A 15,891-nucleotide genomic window follows, 5' to 3' on the forward strand; every position below is an offset into this window, starting at 1 on the left:
TGGCAATGGGGCGTGGTGTGTCACCCAGTGGCGTCCGGTTCGAGCCGGCGCCTGGTTATGGCTGCATTGTTGGCTCAGCCTGCGAACCGGTTAAATCGCATTGAGCAAATACTTAGTTCAGTGATTACTGAACTATCCTGGCTGGGGCGTAGGAGCGGCTTCAGCCGCAACGATCGCGGATAAATCCGCTCCTACAAGAGCCCGAGCACCGCGTTCCCTGGATATCTGCGGTGCTTGCATGACGCTACACTGGCGTTCCGTTCATCCGCTGTGTGCCTCATGTCCTTTGCCTTGCCCGATCTGAAACTGCTGAAAATCTTCGTTGCCGTGGTGCGTCACCAGGGTTTCGCTGCTGCGCAGCAGGAACTGAACCTGTCGACCTCGGCCATCAGCACCTATATGAGCCAGCTTGAAAGCCAGCTCGGCATCGTGCTTTGTCATCGTGGCCGTGGCGGCTTCAGTCTGACCAGCAAGGGTGAGCTGTTCCATCAGGAAACCCTGCGCCTGCTCGGTGAGCTGGAAGGGTTCGAGCGCTATTCGGCGGCGCTCAAGGGCGAGCTGCGCGGCACCCTCAACCTCGGCGTGCTGGACTCCACCGTCAGCGATCCGGCCCTGCCGCTGGCCGAGGTGATCGGCGCCTACAGCCAGGAACACCCAGGCGTACACCTGCACCTGTCGGTGATGAGCCCCTACGAATTGCAATTGGCGGTTCTGGATAACCGTCTGGATCTGGCCATCGGCGCCTTCTCCACACGTATGAACGGCCTGGTCTACCAGCCGCTGTATCGCGAGCAGCATTGGCTGTACTGCAGCGAGCGCCACCCACTATTCGACCAGCGGCGCATCCCCATCGAGCTGATCACTCAGCAGCGTATGGTCGGCCGCGGCTACTGGAGCCAGGCCGAGCTGGCTCGTCATGGCTTCAAGCACAGTGCGGCGACGGTGGAGTCGATGGAGGCGCAACTGATTCTGGTGCTCTCCGGCGCCTATATCGGCTACCTGCCGGAGCATTACGCCCAGCACTGGGCGGATCAGGGGCGCTTGCGCGTGTTGTCGCCCGCCACTTTCGGTTATCAGGCGCCTTTTTCGTTGATTCTGCGTCGAGGTCGTTCACGCGAGCCCTTGATTCAGACCTTCCGCGATCTGCTCAAGACGCAACTCAATGCGAGTTGAGGGCTAAAGCCCCGGCCCGCTTGGTCGAAAGCCTGATAAGACGGTCGCACCCGCTACGACTAATCGCCGATTAGCGCGTCTCTGGCGCTGTGCTACTACTTACTGCAGTGCAGTACCCTTCACCTCCGTGAGACGCCTCCATGCGCCAGAACCTCCCCGTGACCCAGCGGGAACGTACCTTCCCAGCAGATGAACGCCTTATCTCCACGACTGATATGGATAGCAGGATCACCTACTGCAATGATGCATTCGTCGAGATCAGCGGATTTACGCGCGAAGAACTAATTGGCCAACCGCACAACCTGGTACGCCACCCGGACATGCCGCCCGGGGTATTCGGCCATATGTGGGACACCATCAAGCAGGGCAAGCCCTGGATGGGCATCGTCAAGAACCGCGCCAAGAATGGCGACTTCTACTGGGTCAGCGCCTATGTCACCCCCGTTTACGAGGGCGGGCGCATGGTCGGTTACGAGTCGGTGCGCTCGCTACCGACAGAGGCGCAGAAGCGTAGAGCGGAGAAGCTCTATGCACGCCTGCGCGAGGGCAAGCCGGCAGTACCTGCAGTTGAGCGTTGGACCTACAGTCTGGTGCGCTCCTGGCCGTTGATCTTGGCGGCTGCAATCATTCTGATCGCTGAAACCTTCATGAGTGGCGCGATGCTGATCGGTTTTACCTTTGCACTGATGGTCGCGCTTGGCATCTACCAGTTGCAGCGTACGCGGGCACTGATCATGCGTACCCTCGATGATCACCCCAAGGCCTTTACCAGTGATCTGGTGGCCCTGACCTACAGTGACAACCGCGGCGCTCAGGCATTGCTCGACCTGGCCATGTTCAGTGAAGAGGCGCGTCTGCAGACGGCGCTTACCCGCCTGGAAGATGCCGGCGAAAACGTCAAACGGCGAGCCGCGGAGGCGGCTTCGGTATCCAGTGCCGGTGCTGATCTGCTCGACCAGCAGCGTGCCGAGACGGATCAGTCGGCCACCGCCATCAATGAAATGGCCGCGACCATCCAGGAGGTCACGCACAACGTGCAGAACACCTCGCATGCTGCTGACGAAGCGGATCGTCTGGCCCGGGAAGGGCGTGACCTGGCCGTGGGCAGCCTGGATTCCATGCGGCAGATGGCCAAGGCGGTCAATGACATTGGCCATGCGGTGAACGAACTGGCCAACTCGACTCAGTCGATCGGCAGCGTCGCCGATGTGATCACCTCGATCGCCGAGCAGACCAATCTGCTCGCGCTGAACGCGGCGATCGAAGCCGCGCGCGCTGGCGAGCAGGGGCGAGGTTTTGCCGTGGTTGCCGACGAAGTGCGGTCGCTGGCCTCACGCACCCGTGAGTCCACCGAGCAGATCCACCAGATCATTTCGGCCTTGCGATCCGGTGCCGAGCGGGCGGTCGTGACCGCCGGGCGAGGGGAGGAGATTTCCAAGGGCAGCGTGGAAAGCGTGGAGGCGGTGAAGAATGCGCTGGAAGGCATCAGTGCCGCCGTCACGCGTATTTCCTCGATGAGTCAGCAGATGGCGGCGGCGTCCGAGGAGCAGAGCCACGTGGCCGAGGACATCAACCAGCAGATCACCCGTATCGCTCAGCTCTCCGAGAACAGCGCCGCTCAGGCGCACCAGGGCGCCTCCATCAGCCGTGAACTGGAGGAAATGGCCGATTACCTGCACAGCCTGGCCGAGCGCTTCAACCGCTGAAGGCCCTGGCGGATGCAGTGCGCGCACTGCATCCGGGCTACGCGGGACGCCGGGGTTCGTGGCACACTGCGCGGCATGCCACGCCCGACCTGTTCCCGCTGCCAGCGCCCGCTAAGCCGTTGCCTTTGCGCGCTGATTCCCGATCTCGATAGCCAGACTCGGTTGCTGATCCTGCAGCATCCGAGCGAGACCGCTCATGCCCTGAATACGGCGCGCCTGGCCGCGCTGGGCTTGCGCAATGCTGAGTTGCAGGTAGGTGAAGTGTTCGACCAACTGCCGCAATGGCTCACGCGTCCGGGGTATCAGGCCTGCCTGTTGTTTCCTGGCGAAGCCGCCATACCGCTGCAGCCCCGCCAGGCCGGGGAATTGCCGTTGCTGCTGGTGGTGCCGGACGGCACCTGGCGCAAGGCGCGCAAGCTGCTGTATCTCAACCCGCTGCTGGCAGCCTTGCCGCGCGTCAGCCTGAGCGATGCGCCGGTGTCGCGCTATCGCCTGCGTAAGGCGCCGGAAGCGGGGGCGTTGTCGACCATCGAGGCCATCGTCAGCGCACTGGAGACGCTCGAAACGCCGAGCTGCTTCCAGGCTTTGCTAAGGCCGTTCGACGCCCTGATCGAGGGGCAGATTGCGGCGATGGGCGAACAGACCTACCGCCGCAACCATGGCTGAGAGGCTTCAGCCAGCGAAGCGTTGATCCAGATAGGCGATGATCGCCTTGGATTCATACAGCCAGGTGCTCTGGCCGTTTTCCTCGATGCGCAGGCACGGCACCTTGATCCGGCCGCCATGTTGTTCGAGCGCCTGGCGATGGCCAGCATCGTTCTTGGCGTCGCGCAGCTCGACCGGCAGGTTGAGGCGATGCAGGCTGCGACGCACCTTGACGCAGAACGGGCAGGCACGGAACTGATACAGCGCCAGGTTGGCAGTAGCGCGCTCGACCTCGGCCTGGGCTTCGGCAGTGCGCTTGAGTTTGCGGGGGCGACTGATCCAGTCGGCGAAGATCACCAACTGGCCGAGGCCATTGCGAAGTGCCTTGAGCAACATGTTCGGACTCCTGAAATGCAGACGGCCGTTCGCGCTGCGAGCGGCCGTCTATCGGGGTGGTTCAGCGAACCAGGTTGAGAAATTCGCCGCGGGTCGCCGGGTTGCTGCGGAATTCGCCAAGCATCACCGAGGTGACCATGGAGGAGTTCTGCTTCTCCACGCCGCGCATCATCATGCACATGTGCTGCGCCTCGATGACCACCGCCACACCCAGGGCACCGGTGACCTGCTCGACCGCTTCGGCGATCTGCCGGCTGAGGTTTTCCTGAATCTGCAGGCGGCGGGCATACATGTCGACGATGCGCGCCACCTTGGACAGGCCCAGCACCTTGCCGTTGGGAATGTAGGCGACATGCGCCTTGCCGATGAACGGCAGCAGGTGATGCTCGCACAGCGAATACAGCTCGATGTTCTTGACCAGCACCATCTCACTGTTGTCGGAGCTGAACAGCGCGCCGTTGGTGACTTCCTCCAACGTCTGCTGGTAGCCGCGGCAGAGGTACTGCATGGCCTTGGCGGCACGCTTGGGCGTGTCGAGCAGGCCCTCGCGGGAGACGTCCTCGCCGAGCTGGCCGAGGATGGCGGTGTAGTGTTGTTCCAGGGACATGGAGATTCCTGTTGAGTGATATGGGGCGCAGGGTAGGGGGCGGTTGCGTGCCTGGCAAGGGCGTCAGTATTCGTCGCGGCCGTCCATCATCGTGCGCTTGAGGATCACGTAAACCGCGCCGGTGCCGCCGTGCTTGGCCTGGCAGGAGGTGAAACCGAGCACCGAGGGGTGCTGGCGCAGCCAGGTGTTGACGTGGCTCTTGATCATCGGCTTGCGGCCGTCCATACGCGCGGCCTTGCCATGGGTCACGCGGACGCAGCGCACCTCCAGCTTGGTCGCTTCGGCGATGAACTCCCACAGCGTATCGCGCGCCTTTTCCACGCTCATGCCATGCAGGTCGAGGCTGCCGTCGAAGGGAATCTGGCCAAGCTTGAGCTTGCGCATCTGGCCTTCCTGCATGCCGTTGGCGGCCCAGTACAGGGCATCCTCGGCGCCGACGTCGATGACGAACTGGTCGGACAGGCCATCGACCTTGATCTCGCCCTGGCTGATGGTCGCTGCCTGGCGCAGGGCGCCCAGTTGCTTGCGATCAGCCTTGGGCTTGCCGGTGTCGGCGCGGTCGTACTTGATCGGTTTGACGCCGCGCAGTTCGGCCTGGAAGAGGGAGAAATCGTCGTCTTGCATGGGAGTGCTCCGCGAAACAGGCAGGCATTCTAGGGGCTGCCGCTGCTTGCAGTCACCCGCTGGGGCGGTCTTGGCGCTGTTTCAGTTGCGCTTTTTCAACAGACGCGGCGACAGACCCAGGCCACCGGGCCGGCGCAGGCGGCGTCGGCAGCGACGCCAGAAGGCGATACCGGCCCAGAGCAGCAGCAGGCCGAACGCCAACATCACGATGGCCTCGCCTGTCGAGTCGTTGAGTGCACCCAGGGTCGGCCCGCGCCCGGCCAGCGAGGCGATGCCGGCCATGGCCAAAAGGATGCCGAAGGCGGCGAACAGCGCACCGAACATGGCACCGATACGCAGACGCCAGCTCCCAGGCTGGCGGGGCCTTAGCCTGCGGGCGTCGAAATCGTCGGAGAGTTTCATGGCGGTTCTCTCAGCGGGCTGTCGGCGGTAGACCTGCGAGCGTGCCCCCCGGTTCCTCGCCGTTTGTGGGGGCAGCCGTTCGGTTCAGCTCAATGCTTTGGCGTTCGGCACCAGGGTGGCGAAGTTGTCGCCCAGGGCGATCATCTCGATGCGATGCACCTCGTCGGCGGCGATCACGCTGCCGTTCGGTGCAGGCAGGTCGCGAGTGGCGCAGGCCGCCTCGACCAGGGTGCAACGATAGCCATAGTCCTTGGCGGCGCGCACGGTGGTGCTGACGCTGGAATGGGTCATGAAGCCGCAGACGATCAGATCCAGATGGCCGAGCGCCTGCAGACGATCATGCAGCTCGGTACCGGCGAAGGCGTTGGGTAGGCGTTTTTCCACCACGGTCTCGCCTGGCAGTGGTGCGGTTTCCGGCAACTGGCGGCCACGCGGGCCGCTCGGGTCGAGCAGGCCTCCGGGAATGCCGAGATGTTTGACGTGCACGATGTCGGTACCCGCGGCGCGGGCTGCAGCCAGCAGGCTGGCGATCTCGGCCAGCGCCGGATCCAGGCCGGGCAGGGCGAGCACGCCGCTGCGATATTCTTCCTGAGCATCGATGATCAGCAGGGTCGCATTCGCCAGGGAGGCCGGAGCATGGCCGCGACCGGTGAGCTGGAACATGGTTTGCGGAAGAGACATCTCTGGGCTCCTGGCTGATGGTGATGAAGTGCCATTGTCCGCTTGCTGACGCGCTCTGTGAACCTCTTGCGCGGCAATACTTGCTGGTGTAGAGACTTCTGGTGGTCGGAACCCGCCGGGAAAATGGAAGGTCACACGCAAAAGGAGTTGCTCATGTCACTGATCTCGCAGATATCGCCGTATTTCTGGTTGCTGTTCTCCCTGGCCGTCGCCATCGCGGTATGGCGTGAGCTGCGCCGCGAAGACGAGCAGGAGTAGCGGGCTTCGTTGAGGCCGGTCGGCGCCGTTGGCCTGTGTGCGCCCGACCTGGCTTGGGCTACACTGCTGGTCTTTTTCACCCGGAGGCCGCCTGTGACTGCTCTCACCACCCGTTTACGCACCCTGCGCGACTACATCCGCTGGGCTGTCAGCCGCTTTCAGGCCGAGCAACTGTTCTTCGGTCACGGCACCGACAACGCGTGGGACGAGGCCCGTCAATTGGTGCTCGGCGCGCTGCACCTGCCCTGGGAAATCGCCGATGCCTACCTCGACTGCCGCCTGGAAGACGACGAGCATGCCCACCTGCAGGCGTTGCTCAAACGTCGGATCGAGGAGCGAGTGCCCACCGCTTATCTGCTGGGCGAAGCCTGGTTCTGTGGCTTGCCCTTTATCGTCGACGAGCGCGTGCTGGTGCCGCGTTCGCCGATTGCCGAACTGATCGACCGTCATTTCGCGCCCTGGCTGCCGACCGAACCGGCTCGCATTCTCGACCTGTGTACCGGCTCCGGTTGCATCGGCATCGCCTGCGCCTACGAGTTTCCCGAGGCGGAAGTGGTACTGGGCGATCTGTCGTTCGACGCGCTGGAAGTGGCCAATCAGAATATCGAGCGCCACGGCTTGGAGGAGCGCGTCTACTGCGTGCAGGGCGATGGTTTCGCCGAGTTGCCGGGGCAGCGTTTCGATCTGATCGTGTCCAACCCGCCTTATGTCGATGCCGAGGATTTCGCCGACATGCCCGCCGAATACCAGCACGAGCCGGAGATGGGCCTGGCCTGCGGTGCTGACGGCCTGGATCTGGTGCGACGCATGTTGGCCGAAGCGGCCGATCACCTGACCGAGCGTGGCGTGCTGATCGTCGAAGTGGGCAACAGCCAGGTGCATGTCGAAGCGCTGTATCCGGAAGTGGACTTCACCTGGCTGGACTTCCAGCGTGGCGGGCACGGTGTGTTCCTGCTGGCGGCCAAGCAGTGCCGCGAGCATCAGGAGCTGTTCCGTTCGCGAGTGAAGGGCTGAGCGGATGGTTTTTCGCGGCTGAAGCCGCTCCTACATTGCGGGTGCGGGCGTAGGGCGGACTCAGGAGCGAAGCGAACAGTCCGCCGCTCCGCGATGGATCAGCGCGTGGCAATCCAGATCAGCAACCCCGCCTGAAACAGGCTGAAGGCCACCAGGCAGGTGATGGTGAAGCGCAGGCCGCTGTCCTCGCGCTTGAGGCGGTCGACCCGATCCTGCAGCTTGCGCAGCGCAGCGTCTTGCTCCTGCAGGTTCTGGTCGGCCTGCTGCAGCATCGCGGCGGCATCCAGCAACTCGACGATCTGCACCTTCTCGGCATGCCAGTCACCATGCAACGAGCTGACCCGTGGCGCGCTGTAGAAGGGCTTGAGTTGCAGCGGATCGCTGTATTCGATGGTGAAGCCCTGCGCCTTGACGGCGTGATCGCGGCGGGCGCGAGCCGCTTCGTTGAAGTTGTCTTTGGTCGGCAGTGCGCCACCCTCCACGCTGTAATGGGCGAACTGCTTGCGTGCCCAGGCGATGCCCTGAGCCATGAGGAAACGCCCCAGGCCGCGATTGACCGGCTCCACGCTCAGTCCCTTGTCCGGGCCGAAGCGGACTTCCTTGCGCTGATGGTCGGCCCAGACTTCCAGCAGATTCTGCTGCCGATGCAGGCGCTGACCCGGTACCTGAAGGGTCAGACGCAGCATGCTCAGATCCTTGGCATGACGCTCCACGCGCCCCAGTTGGACGAAACGCAGCGGCCTAGGCCCGGTTTCACGGTCGATCGGCAGTGGCGCCAGGCGCAGCAGACTGAACTGCTCGGCAGGCAGATCAGCCCAGGGATGCGCGACGGGCGTTTCGTCTGCTGTGGCGGCTTCGGTGGCTTGGGCCTCCGGGGCTGGGTTCTCGCTCATGGGCGTCCTGTGCGCGTCTTGGAGTGGTCAAATCAGTTATCGACCGTTTTCCTCGGCACTGGAGCGAATGAAGGCAACTATCCGTTCGCCCAGCGCACGGGCCAAGGGTAGCTTTGGATCGTTGTAGGACGCTACCTGTTCGTTCCAGGCAGCCGGTGTGATGCGCATGACATGGTTCATGCCGGGGATCAGCGCCAGCTCGGCATCGGGTTTGGCTTGCTTGAGCAGCTCGGCGTTGTCCGGGCTGACCTGCGCGTCATGGGTGCCCTGCATGATCAGCGCGGGCATCTGCAGTGCGGCGAAATTCTCCGCCGGATCCTGGCGCAGCAGGCTGATCAGGTAGGGCTGCACGCTGGGCCGGTAGATCGCTTGCAGCTCTTGCGGTACTTGCGGCTGCAGCTTGCCGCGAATCAGGTTGGCGAGGATGTGCCGGCTTTCGGCCAACAGAGGCGGCGGCAGGCGCATGGCCAATTGCATGTCCAGCACCTGACCGATTGGGTAGGCGGGGCCGGCTATCGACACCAGCGCATCGGCCTGGCTGCCAGGGGCGGCCAGGCTGGCGATCAGCGCGCCTTCGCTATGGCCGATGAGAATCAGGCGGTCGAAGCGTGGATCGTCCCTGAGCAACCTGGCCCAACCTTCTGCATCAGCCACGTAGCGCTCGACGCTGAGGTCTTTCTCATCCGGCGTCGCGGCACGGCTGGCGGCCACGCCGCGCTTGTCGTAGCGCAGGCTGGCGATGCCGTTGCGCGCCAGCACCTGGGCCAGCTTCTTCAGTGCATCGTTATGGCCGCCTTCGGGGTTGTTGCCGTCGCGGTCGGTGGGGCCGGAGCCGGCGATCAGCAGCGCCACCGGCACCTGCTTGTCGCTCTCTGGCACCAGCAGGCTGCCGTACAGGGTGCCCTGGTCGGTATCGAGGCTGATGGGTAGTTGCCGGGTGGTGCTGGCCTGGGCCAGGCCGGTGATCAGGGTGAGGGACAAGAGCAGGGCTCGCAGCATGATGAGGGCAGGGTAGTGGCAGGTTGGCATTGGACGCGTTCGGCTGGACAAGGTTCGGGGTGAACTGCAAGTAGGTGGCAGGTATACTCGCCCACCTTGTGAATCGGGCCTGCGCAGTGGCAGGCCGATGCTGAATCTCGCGGAGCGCCTTCCCATGTCCGGCAATACCTACGGCAAGCTGTTCACCGTCACCACCGCTGGCGAAAGCCATGGCCCGGCGCTGGTCGCCATCGTCGACGGTTGCCCGCCCGGTGTCGAGATTTCCCTGGACGACCTGCAGCGCGACCTCGACCGTCGCAAGCCGGGCACCAGCCGCCATACCACGCAGCGCCAGGAAGCCGACGAGGTGGAAATCCTCTCCGGTGTCTTCGAGGGCAAGACCACTGGCTGCTCCATCGGCCTGCTGATCCGCAACACCGACCAGAAGTCCAAGGACTACTCGGCGATCAAGGATCTGTTCCGCCCGGCCCATGCCGATTACACCTATCACCACAAGTACGGCCTGCGCGACTACCGTGGTGGCGGCCGCAGCTCGGCGCGCGAAACCGCCATGCGCGTGGCGGCCGGTGCCATCGCCAAGAAGTACCTGGCCAGCCAGGGCATCGTCATCCGTGGCTACATGAGCCAGCTTGGCCCCATCGAGATTCCGTTCAAGACCTGGGACAGCGTTGAGCAGAACGCCTTCTTCAGCCCCGACCCGGACAAGGTACCGGAACTCGAGGCCTACATGGATCAACTGCGTCGTGACCAGGATTCGGTCGGCGCGAAGATCACCGTGGTTGCCGAAGGGGTGATGCCGGGGCTCGGCGAGCCGATCTTCGACCGCCTCGACGCCGAATTGGCCCATGCGCTGATGAGCATCAACGCGGTCAAGGGCGTGGAGATCGGCGCCGGCTTTGCCTGCGTCGCCCAGCGCGGCACCGAGCACCGCGACGAGCTGACCCCGGAAGGTTTCCTCTCCAACAACGCCGGCGGCATCCTCGGTGGCATTTCCAGTGGCCAGCCGATCGTTGCTCATCTGGCACTGAAACCGACCTCCAGCATCACCACGCCGGGGCGCTCCATCGATGTCGATGGCAACCCGGTGGACGTGATCACCAAGGGCCGTCACGACCCGTGCGTCGGCATCCGCGCCACGCCGATTGCAGAGGCGATGATGGCCATCGTGCTGATGGATCACCTGCTGCGCCACCGTGGGCAGAACGCCGATGTGCGCGTCGCCACGCCGGTGCTGCCGCAACTGTGATCCGGGCGGGCGCGGCCCTGCCGTACTGGCGGCTGTCCGGCTTCTACTTCTTCTACTTCGCCCTGCTCGGGGGTACGGCGCCGTTCCTGGCGCTGTACTTCGATCACCTGGGATTCTCCCCGGCGCGGATCGGCGAGCTGATCGCCATTCCCATGCTGATGCGTTGCCTGGCACCGAACCTGTGGGGCTGGCTGGGTGATCACACCGGTCAGCGCCTGCTGATCGTGCGCTTCGGCGCGCTGTGTACCCTGGTCTGCTTCGCCGGCATCTTCTTCAGCCAGAGCTACGCCTGGCTGGCGCTGATCATGGCCACCCACGCCTTCTTCTGGCATGCGGTGCTGCCGCAGTTCGAGGTCATCACCCTGGCTCACCTGCGCGAGCAGGCGGCGCGCTACAGCCAGATCCGCCTGTGGGGCAGCATCGGTTTCATCGTTGCCGTGGTCGGCCTCGGCCTGCTGTTCGAATGGCTGAGCCTGGATGCCTACCCGGCAGCGTTGCTGGTGATCATGGCCGGTATCGTCGTCAGCAGTTTCTGGGTGCCCAATGCGCAACCGTTGCTGCGCCCGAGCACGCCAGAGTCGGCGGGTTTTCTGCGCCAGTTGCGCCGCCCCGGCATCCTCGCGTTCTACCTCAGCGTCGGGCTGATGCAGTTGAGCAATGGCCCGTACTACACCTTCCTGACCCTGCACTTGGAGGGCGTCGGTTACAGTCGCGGCGCCATCGGTCTGTTCTGGGCGCTGGGTGTGGTCGCGGAGATTCTGCTGTTTCTGATCATGGCGCGGCTGCTGCAGCGCTATTCGCTGCGTGCGGTATTGCTGGCCAGCTTCCTGATCACCGCCGTGCGCTGGTTGCTGCTGGGCAATCTGCCTCAGTACTTGCCGGTGCTGCTGCTGGCGCAGTGCATGCACGCCGCTACCTTTGGCGCCTTCCATGCCGCCTGCATTCACTTCGTGCAGCGCAGTTTCGCCGACCGCCAGCAGGGCCAGGCCCAGGCACTGTATGTCAGCCTGGCCGGGATCGGCGGAGCCTTCGGCGCGCTGTATGCCGGCTACAGCTGGAAGAGCCTGGGCCCGGCCTGGACGTTTGCCATCGCCAGTCTGGTAGCCTTGCTGGCCGCCTTCATCATTGCCACCCGCTTGCCGCCTGAGCGGCCCTGAATCGAGTGAATCCGTCATGAGCAGCCTCGCCGTCCATCTGCACACCGCTCCGGAACTGCCGAACAAGGTCCTGAACCACGCCGACGATATCGCCAGCACCCTGGCGGCGGTGGGCATCGACTATCGCCAGGTGGAGTTGCCGGCCGAATTGCGCCCCGGCTGCGAACAGGCCGAGTTCGATGCGGCTTATGGCCTGTGGCTGCAGGCGCTGATGAGCAAGGAAGGCCATGTGCAGCAGGAGTTGTTCAACCTGCAGCGCAATCATCCGCAGAAGCTGGAGCTGCGCGCGCGCCATCTCGACGAGCAGGCACAGGCGAGCGCCAGTGCCTGGCTGTTCATCGGTGGTTTCGCCCAGCTCAGTGTGCGCCTGGATGACTACGTCTATGTCCTGCGTGGTGAGCGCGGCGATCTGCTGAATCTGCCGGCCGGCACGCGCCACTGGTTCGACCTGGGCGAGGAGCCGCATGCGCTGGTGGTGCGCCTGAGCGCGAGCGAGCAAGCGCCTGTGCGCACCGATGACGATATCGCCAGCCGTTTTGCCCGCCTCGGTGATTGAGGGAACCGGCGCCGGTCGCTGACTATCCTATGAAGGCAACTTCTCAGACAGGAGTGTCGTCATGGGTTCCATGTTCAATGGCCTGATTGGCCTGGTCATCCTTGCCCTGGATATCTGGGCCATCCTCAACGTGATCAAGAGCAGCGCCGAGACCGGCATCAAGATTCTATGGATTCTGCTGATCGTGCTGCTGCCTGTGGTCGGCCTGATCATCTGGGCGCTGATGGGGCCGCGCGGCAACGTCAGGATATGAAGCGCCTATGGCTGTTGGCCCTCGTGCTGCTGCCGCTGTTCAGTGTGGCAGCAGACAACGCCGACGCCTGGCAGGCGCTGCGCGAGGGCCGGGCGCTGTTGCTGATGCGCCATGCCACGGCGCCAGGTACGGGCGATCCGGCGAACTTTCGCCTGGGACAATGCGAAACCCAGCGCAACCTGAACGATCAAGGGCGTGCCGAGGCCCGGCGTTGGGGCCAGTTGCTCGCGAGTCAGGGGATCGGGCGGCCACGCCTTCTCAGCAGTCGTTGGTGCCGCGCGCAGGATACGGCCAGCAACATGCAGCGCGGCCCGGTACAGCCATTCCCGGCATTGGATTCGTTCTTTGGTCAGCCAGAGGAAGGTAGCGAGCAGACCGCCGAGCTGATTCGCCAGATCAATGAGCTGCCTGCGGGTGCGCCGTTGGTGCTGGTTTCCCATCAGGTCAATATCACTGCCCTGACCGGCATCTTTCCCGCTTCGGGCGAGGGTCTGATTTTGCCTTTACCGCTGCGCCCTCGGGTTCAGCCACTGGCACGTATACCTGCGCCCTGAGAGGGCTACAAAGCCAGTTGCGCCTGCGCCGGCTGCAACACGCCTTCCAGTTCCAGTAATTGCTGCTTGCGTGGCAGGCCGCCGGCGTAACCTATGAGGCTGCCGTCACGGCCGATCACGCGGTGGCAGGGCACGATGATGGAGATCGGGTTGGCGCCATTGGCGGTTCCCACCGCACGCACGGCCTGCGGTCTGCCGATGACGCTGGCCAGCTCGGAATAGCTGCAGGTGCGTCCATAGGGAATGGCCTGCAGTGCCTGCCAGACCGCCTGCTGGAATGCCGTGCCCTTGGGCGCCAGGCGCACTTCGAACTGGCGACGCTTGCCGGCAAAGTATTCGTCCAGTTGGCTGCATACAGCGTCCAGCTCACGGCCGGCGGGCTGCCAGTCCTCCTCGATGTGCCAGGGCCGGCTGTCCAGCTCCATCAGCAGCAGTTGCAGGCCGCTCTCATCGGCCGCCAGGAATAGCGGGCCGACCGGGCTGTCGTGGTAGCGGTAATGCATGGATCAGCCTCCCGAATAGTTGTGCCAAAGATGCGCCGCCGCATAAGCGCGCCACGGACGCCAGGCCTCGGCGTGAGCCTTGAGGCGCCGCACGTCGATACCTTCCGTTCCCCACACTGGCGCCTTGAGTAGACCTAGGTCGCTTGCGGGAAAGGCGTCGGCCTCACCGAACGCGCGCAGGGCGATGTACTCCGCTGTCCACGGGCCAATGCCGGGTAGGGCACACAATCGCTCGATCAGCGCCAGGCTGCCTTCTTCCAGATCAAGCTTCAGGCTGCCATCGGCGATGCGCGCGGCGAAGTGCTGCAGGCACTGCACACGCTTGCCGGGCATGCCGATGCCGGTCAGATCGGCTTCTGCAAGCGCTTGCGGCGAGGGGAACAGATGGCTGATGCCTAGTGTCTCCGGCGTCTCGATTGGCGTACCGGCACGTTGCACCAGGCGCCCGACGATGGTGACCGCCGCCTTTACCGTGACCTGCTGACCGACGATGGCGCGAACCGCCTGCTCGAACGGATCGAACGCCACCGGCAGGCGCAGGCCGGGATTGCGCAGCAGCAGTGGCGCGAGCAGCTCGTCAGCGCTCAGGTGCAAGGCAATGGTTTCGGGATCGCTGTCGAGATCGAACATGCGCCGCACGCGTCGTTCGAGTTGATCGAGATGCGCGGGCGAGGCCAGGCGACAGCGCAACTCCAGCGCGTTCTGTCCTGGCAGCGGTGCAACTCGGAACCAGCCGGGTGTGCCGTCGATGCTGAAACCCCGGCTGTAGCTGCCCGCGTTCAGCGACTCCAATCCGGGAATCGCGCGCAGGGCGAAATGGCTATGGAACTGTTGCCAGTGCCAGGGCGGTTGGTAGGGCAGAAGCAGCGTGATGATGTTCATGGCTGGCACCCTAGCGCGGTGCTTGCGGCTTGTCAGCGTGAAGATGACTTTCAAATCTCGGCAGGCCCGCGACCACTCCATGATGGCGTACTGCTTCCGAGCGGCCGGCGTCCCGGTACGCCCTACATCTAACTCCCCGGCGTCATGCCTTTCCAGCTCGTAGGGTGGATCGGAATGCAAACCATCCGTAGGGTGGACTCAGGAGCGCCAGCGAACAGTCCACCAGAACCATCGGTTACACCATCGCCCCCCGTTGATAACGTCCCGGCGTCATGCCCTTCCAGCGCTTGAAGGCGTGGATGAAGTTCGACAGCTCGCCATAACCCAGACGCTCGGCAATTTCCTCCAGGCTCAGGCCGCCGCCTGCCAGCAGCTCTTCGGCCAGGGCCTGGCGTACTTCATCCTGTAGCGCGCGGAAGCTGGTGCCTTCTTCGATCAGGCGGCGCCTCAGGGTACGGCTGCTCAGGTGCAGACGCTGCGCGACCTGTTCCATATCGGCGATCTGCCCCGGCGACTGCAACAGCAACTGGCGCACCCGCCCGGCCAGGCCCTGATGCCATTGATGGCGCGCCAGCAAGGCCTGGCACTGCTGCTCGCAGGCGCTGACCAGTTGTGGGTTGGCCCGTGGCAGTGGGGCGTCCAGCAGCTCGGCGGCGAAGCCCATGCGATTGCAAGGTGCACCGAAGCGCGGCGCCTGACCGAAGGCGGCAATGAACGGTGCCATATCAGCCGGCGCCGTTTGGCGCAGTTCCACGGTCAGCAATTGCAGCGAGCTGCCGAGCAATTCACGCACGACCACCAGGGCGCCGAGCATGTCGCGCTGCACGATGAAATCATGCAGCGCCGGGGGCAGGGCGCTGTCGTCGAAACTCAGGCTGGCCACGGCATCATCCACGCTCAGGCTGATGCGGGTGAAGGCATAGGTCAGGCCGTGATAGCGCAAGCCCAGCTCGGCGGCCTGGCGCACCGTGGCACTGCTGAGAATCGCGTAACCCCAGGCGCCATAAGTGGTCAGGTGGTAGCGCCGACCCGCCTGCAGGCCCAGGTCGCTGACCGCAGGTAGCGCCTCGATCAGGTTGGCGATCAACTGCAGTTCGCGATGTGCTTCGATCTCCCCATGCAGGCTGGCCAACTGCAGGGGACTGAGCCCTGTTTCCTGCAGGCACCTGTCCAGGCTCAGGCCAAGGTCGAGCCCCAACTGAGTGAGCAACTGGATGCTGATGATGCTGCGGCGTGCGGGCCAGGGGGCTGACATAGGTTGTCCGAAAATCACAATATCCTGGCCGACTATGCCATAACCTGAGTGTGGGGGCGCAAGTAGCATCTGCTCATCGCCATAAAC

The 15,891-nt window shown here is 64.1% G+C and carries 19 protein-coding genes and 1 pseudogene; 10 read left to right on the top strand and 10 right to left on the bottom strand.

Translation table 11 applies throughout. The features are described from left to right. The first annotated feature begins 279 nt into the window (after positions 1 to 279). The 4 genes and pseudogenes from ACODS1_RS15530 to ACODS1_RS15545 all read left to right on the top strand — a co-directional run bounded on the left by ACODS1_RS15530 (position 280) and on the right by ACODS1_RS15545 (position 3,545). Complete coding sequence (locus tag ACODS1_RS15530) at positions 280 to 1,173, top strand: LysR family transcriptional regulator (RefSeq protein ID WP_322979047.1); 894 nt, start codon at positions 280 to 282, stop codon at positions 1,171 to 1,173. A gap of 215 nt (positions 1,174 to 1,388) precedes the next feature. Continuing rightward, positions 1,389 to 1,592: pseudogene (locus ACODS1_RS15535) on the top strand (PAS domain-containing protein); the annotation flags it as partial. 267 nt (positions 1,593 to 1,859) lie between these two features. Then, a complete protein-coding gene (locus ACODS1_RS15540) occupies positions 1,860 to 2,879 on the top strand; it encodes a methyl-accepting chemotaxis protein (RefSeq protein ID WP_489086400.1) in 1,020 nt (339 codons plus the stop codon). 75 nt (positions 2,880 to 2,954) lie between these two features. Beyond that, the gene (locus ACODS1_RS15545; RefSeq protein ID WP_489086367.1) at positions 2,955 to 3,545 is read left to right on the top strand and encodes a tRNA-uridine aminocarboxypropyltransferase; all 591 of its coding nucleotides are present in this window, start codon (positions 2,955 to 2,957) and stop codon (positions 3,543 to 3,545) included. A gap of 6 nt (positions 3,546 to 3,551) precedes the next feature. Here ACODS1_RS15545 and ACODS1_RS15550 read toward each other — a convergent pair whose 3' ends face one another. The 5 genes from ACODS1_RS15550 to ACODS1_RS15570 all read right to left on the bottom strand — a co-directional run bounded on the left by ACODS1_RS15550 (position 3,552) and on the right by ACODS1_RS15570 (position 6,234). Further along, the gene (locus tag ACODS1_RS15550) at positions 3,552 to 3,920 is read right to left on the bottom strand and encodes a glutathione S-transferase N-terminal domain-containing protein (protein ID WP_322979044.1); all 369 of its coding nucleotides are present in this window, start codon (positions 3,918 to 3,920) and stop codon (positions 3,552 to 3,554) included. Positions 3,921 to 3,981: 61 nt separating this feature from the next. Continuing rightward, positions 3,982 to 4,527 (bottom strand): GTP cyclohydrolase I FolE, encoded by a 546-nt coding sequence (gene folE, locus ACODS1_RS15555; RefSeq protein WP_115297457.1) that lies wholly within the window; start codon positions 4,525 to 4,527, stop codon positions 3,982 to 3,984. A 63-nt stretch (positions 4,528 to 4,590) separates the two neighbouring features. Then, positions 4,591 to 5,151: a Smr/MutS family protein gene (locus ACODS1_RS15560; protein WP_322979043.1), complete on the bottom strand. Its 561-nt coding sequence runs from the start codon at positions 5,149 to 5,151 to the stop codon at positions 4,591 to 4,593. A gap of 81 nt (positions 5,152 to 5,232) precedes the next feature. Then, positions 5,233 to 5,553 carry a hypothetical protein gene (locus ACODS1_RS15565; RefSeq protein ID WP_489086368.1) on the bottom strand — a complete coding sequence of 107 codons (321 nt, stop codon included), beginning with the start codon at positions 5,551 to 5,553 and terminating at the stop codon, positions 5,233 to 5,235. Positions 5,554 to 5,637: 84 nt separating this feature from the next. Further along, complete coding sequence (locus ACODS1_RS15570) at positions 5,638 to 6,234, bottom strand: cysteine hydrolase family protein (protein WP_489086369.1); 597 nt, start codon at positions 6,232 to 6,234, stop codon at positions 5,638 to 5,640. 351 nt (positions 6,235 to 6,585) lie between these two features. Here ACODS1_RS15570 and prmB point away from each other — a divergent pair, with 351 nt between their 5' ends. Next, positions 6,586 to 7,506: a 50S ribosomal protein L3 N(5)-glutamine methyltransferase gene (gene prmB / locus ACODS1_RS15575; RefSeq protein WP_322979040.1), complete on the top strand. Its 921-nt coding sequence runs from the start codon at positions 6,586 to 6,588 to the stop codon at positions 7,504 to 7,506. Between the two features lie 98 nt (positions 7,507 to 7,604). Here the strand turns inward: prmB and ACODS1_RS15580 are convergent, their stop codons facing one another. Together ACODS1_RS15580 and ACODS1_RS15585 are read right to left on the bottom strand one after the other, a co-directional pair. Continuing rightward, positions 7,605 to 8,399: a hypothetical protein gene (locus tag ACODS1_RS15580; protein ID WP_489086370.1), complete on the bottom strand. Its 795-nt coding sequence runs from the start codon at positions 8,397 to 8,399 to the stop codon at positions 7,605 to 7,607. Between the two features lie 36 nt (positions 8,400 to 8,435). After that, entirely contained in the window at positions 8,436 to 9,428 is a 993-nt protein-coding gene (locus ACODS1_RS15585) for an alpha/beta hydrolase (RefSeq protein WP_489086371.1), read from the bottom strand. A gap of 124 nt (positions 9,429 to 9,552) precedes the next feature. Between ACODS1_RS15585 and aroC the strand changes: the two genes are divergently transcribed. From aroC to ACODS1_RS15610, 5 genes are all read left to right on the top strand, one after another. Beyond that, positions 9,553 to 10,644: a chorismate synthase gene (aroC, locus tag ACODS1_RS15590; protein WP_489086372.1), complete on the top strand. Its 1,092-nt coding sequence runs from the start codon at positions 9,553 to 9,555 to the stop codon at positions 10,642 to 10,644. Then, complete coding sequence (locus ACODS1_RS15595; protein WP_489086373.1) at positions 10,641 to 11,801, top strand: MFS transporter; 1,161 nt, start codon at positions 10,641 to 10,643, stop codon at positions 11,799 to 11,801. The genes aroC and ACODS1_RS15595 overlap by 4 nt, the downstream gene beginning before the upstream one ends. Before the next feature lie 16 nt (positions 11,802 to 11,817). Continuing rightward, positions 11,818 to 12,357 carry an acireductone dioxygenase gene (locus tag ACODS1_RS15600; RefSeq protein ID WP_489086374.1) on the top strand — a complete coding sequence of 180 codons (540 nt, stop codon included), beginning with the start codon at positions 11,818 to 11,820 and terminating at the stop codon, positions 12,355 to 12,357. A gap of 61 nt (positions 12,358 to 12,418) precedes the next feature. Then, positions 12,419 to 12,610, top strand: coding sequence for a PLDc N-terminal domain-containing protein (locus ACODS1_RS15605; RefSeq protein ID WP_099523075.1), 192 nt, complete (start codon positions 12,419 to 12,421; stop codon positions 12,608 to 12,610). Continuing rightward, positions 12,607 to 13,164: a histidine phosphatase family protein gene (locus ACODS1_RS15610; RefSeq protein ID WP_489086375.1), complete on the top strand. Its 558-nt coding sequence runs from the start codon at positions 12,607 to 12,609 to the stop codon at positions 13,162 to 13,164. The genes ACODS1_RS15605 and ACODS1_RS15610 overlap by 4 nt, the downstream gene beginning before the upstream one ends. A 5-nt stretch (positions 13,165 to 13,169) precedes the next feature. On the opposite strand, the gene ACODS1_RS15615 is transcribed toward ACODS1_RS15610, so the two are convergent. The 3 genes from ACODS1_RS15615 to ACODS1_RS15625 form a co-directional block, all read right to left on the bottom strand. Further along, positions 13,170 to 13,667 carry a methylated-DNA--[protein]-cysteine S-methyltransferase gene (locus ACODS1_RS15615; protein ID WP_489086376.1) on the bottom strand — a complete coding sequence of 166 codons (498 nt, stop codon included), beginning with the start codon at positions 13,665 to 13,667 and terminating at the stop codon, positions 13,170 to 13,172. Between the two features lie 3 nt (positions 13,668 to 13,670). Continuing rightward, positions 13,671 to 14,549, bottom strand: a complete 879-nt coding sequence (locus ACODS1_RS15620) for a DNA-3-methyladenine glycosylase family protein (protein WP_489086377.1) — start codon at positions 14,547 to 14,549, stop codon at positions 13,671 to 13,673. Between the two features lie 235 nt (positions 14,550 to 14,784). Beyond that, positions 14,785 to 15,804, bottom strand: a complete 1,020-nt coding sequence (locus ACODS1_RS15625) for an AraC family transcriptional regulator (RefSeq protein ID WP_489086378.1) — start codon at positions 15,802 to 15,804, stop codon at positions 14,785 to 14,787. Between the last annotated feature and the right edge of the window lie 87 nt (positions 15,805 to 15,891).

The organism is Pseudomonas sp. FG29 (assembly GCF_057809355.1).

Coding starts and splice junctions, on each gene's coding strand:
- ACODS1_RS15550 (WP_322979044.1), bottom strand. CDS start 3,920: ATGTTGCTCAAGGCACTTCGCAATGGCCTCGGCCAGTTGGTGATCTTC.
- ACODS1_RS15545 (WP_489086367.1), top strand. CDS start 2,955: ATGCCACGCCCGACCTGTTCCCGCTGCCAGCGCCCGCTAAGCCGTTGC.
- ACODS1_RS15580 (WP_489086370.1), bottom strand. CDS start 8,399: ATGAGCGAGAACCCAGCCCCGGAGGCCCAAGCCACCGAAGCCGCCACA.
- ACODS1_RS15625 (WP_489086378.1), bottom strand. CDS start 15,804: ATGTCAGCCCCCTGGCCCGCACGCCGCAGCATCATCAGCATCCAGTTG.
- ACODS1_RS15610 (WP_489086375.1), top strand. CDS start 12,607: ATGAAGCGCCTATGGCTGTTGGCCCTCGTGCTGCTGCCGCTGTTCAGT.
- ACODS1_RS15585 (WP_489086371.1), bottom strand. CDS start 9,428: ATGCCAACCTGCCACTACCCTGCCCTCATCATGCTGCGAGCCCTGCTC.
- ACODS1_RS15560 (WP_322979043.1), bottom strand. CDS start 5,151: ATGCAAGACGACGATTTCTCCCTCTTCCAGGCCGAACTGCGCGGCGTC.
- ACODS1_RS15605 (WP_099523075.1), top strand. CDS start 12,419: ATGGGTTCCATGTTCAATGGCCTGATTGGCCTGGTCATCCTTGCCCTG.
- aroC (WP_489086372.1), top strand. CDS start 9,553: ATGTCCGGCAATACCTACGGCAAGCTGTTCACCGTCACCACCGCTGGC.
- ACODS1_RS15615 (WP_489086376.1), bottom strand. CDS start 13,667: ATGCATTACCGCTACCACGACAGCCCGGTCGGCCCGCTATTCCTGGCG.
- ACODS1_RS15540 (WP_489086400.1), top strand. CDS start 1,860: ATGGTCGCGCTTGGCATCTACCAGTTGCAGCGTACGCGGGCACTGATC.
- ACODS1_RS15565 (WP_489086368.1), bottom strand. CDS start 5,553: ATGAAACTCTCCGACGATTTCGACGCCCGCAGGCTAAGGCCCCGCCAG.
- ACODS1_RS15600 (WP_489086374.1), top strand. CDS start 11,818: ATGAGCAGCCTCGCCGTCCATCTGCACACCGCTCCGGAACTGCCGAAC.
- folE (WP_115297457.1), bottom strand. CDS start 4,527: ATGTCCCTGGAACAACACTACACCGCCATCCTCGGCCAGCTCGGCGAG.
- ACODS1_RS15530 (WP_322979047.1), top strand. CDS start 280: ATGTCCTTTGCCTTGCCCGATCTGAAACTGCTGAAAATCTTCGTTGCC.
- ACODS1_RS15570 (WP_489086369.1), bottom strand. CDS start 6,234: ATGTCTCTTCCGCAAACCATGTTCCAGCTCACCGGTCGCGGCCATGCT.
- ACODS1_RS15620 (WP_489086377.1), bottom strand. CDS start 14,549: ATGAACATCATCACGCTGCTTCTGCCCTACCAACCGCCCTGGCACTGG.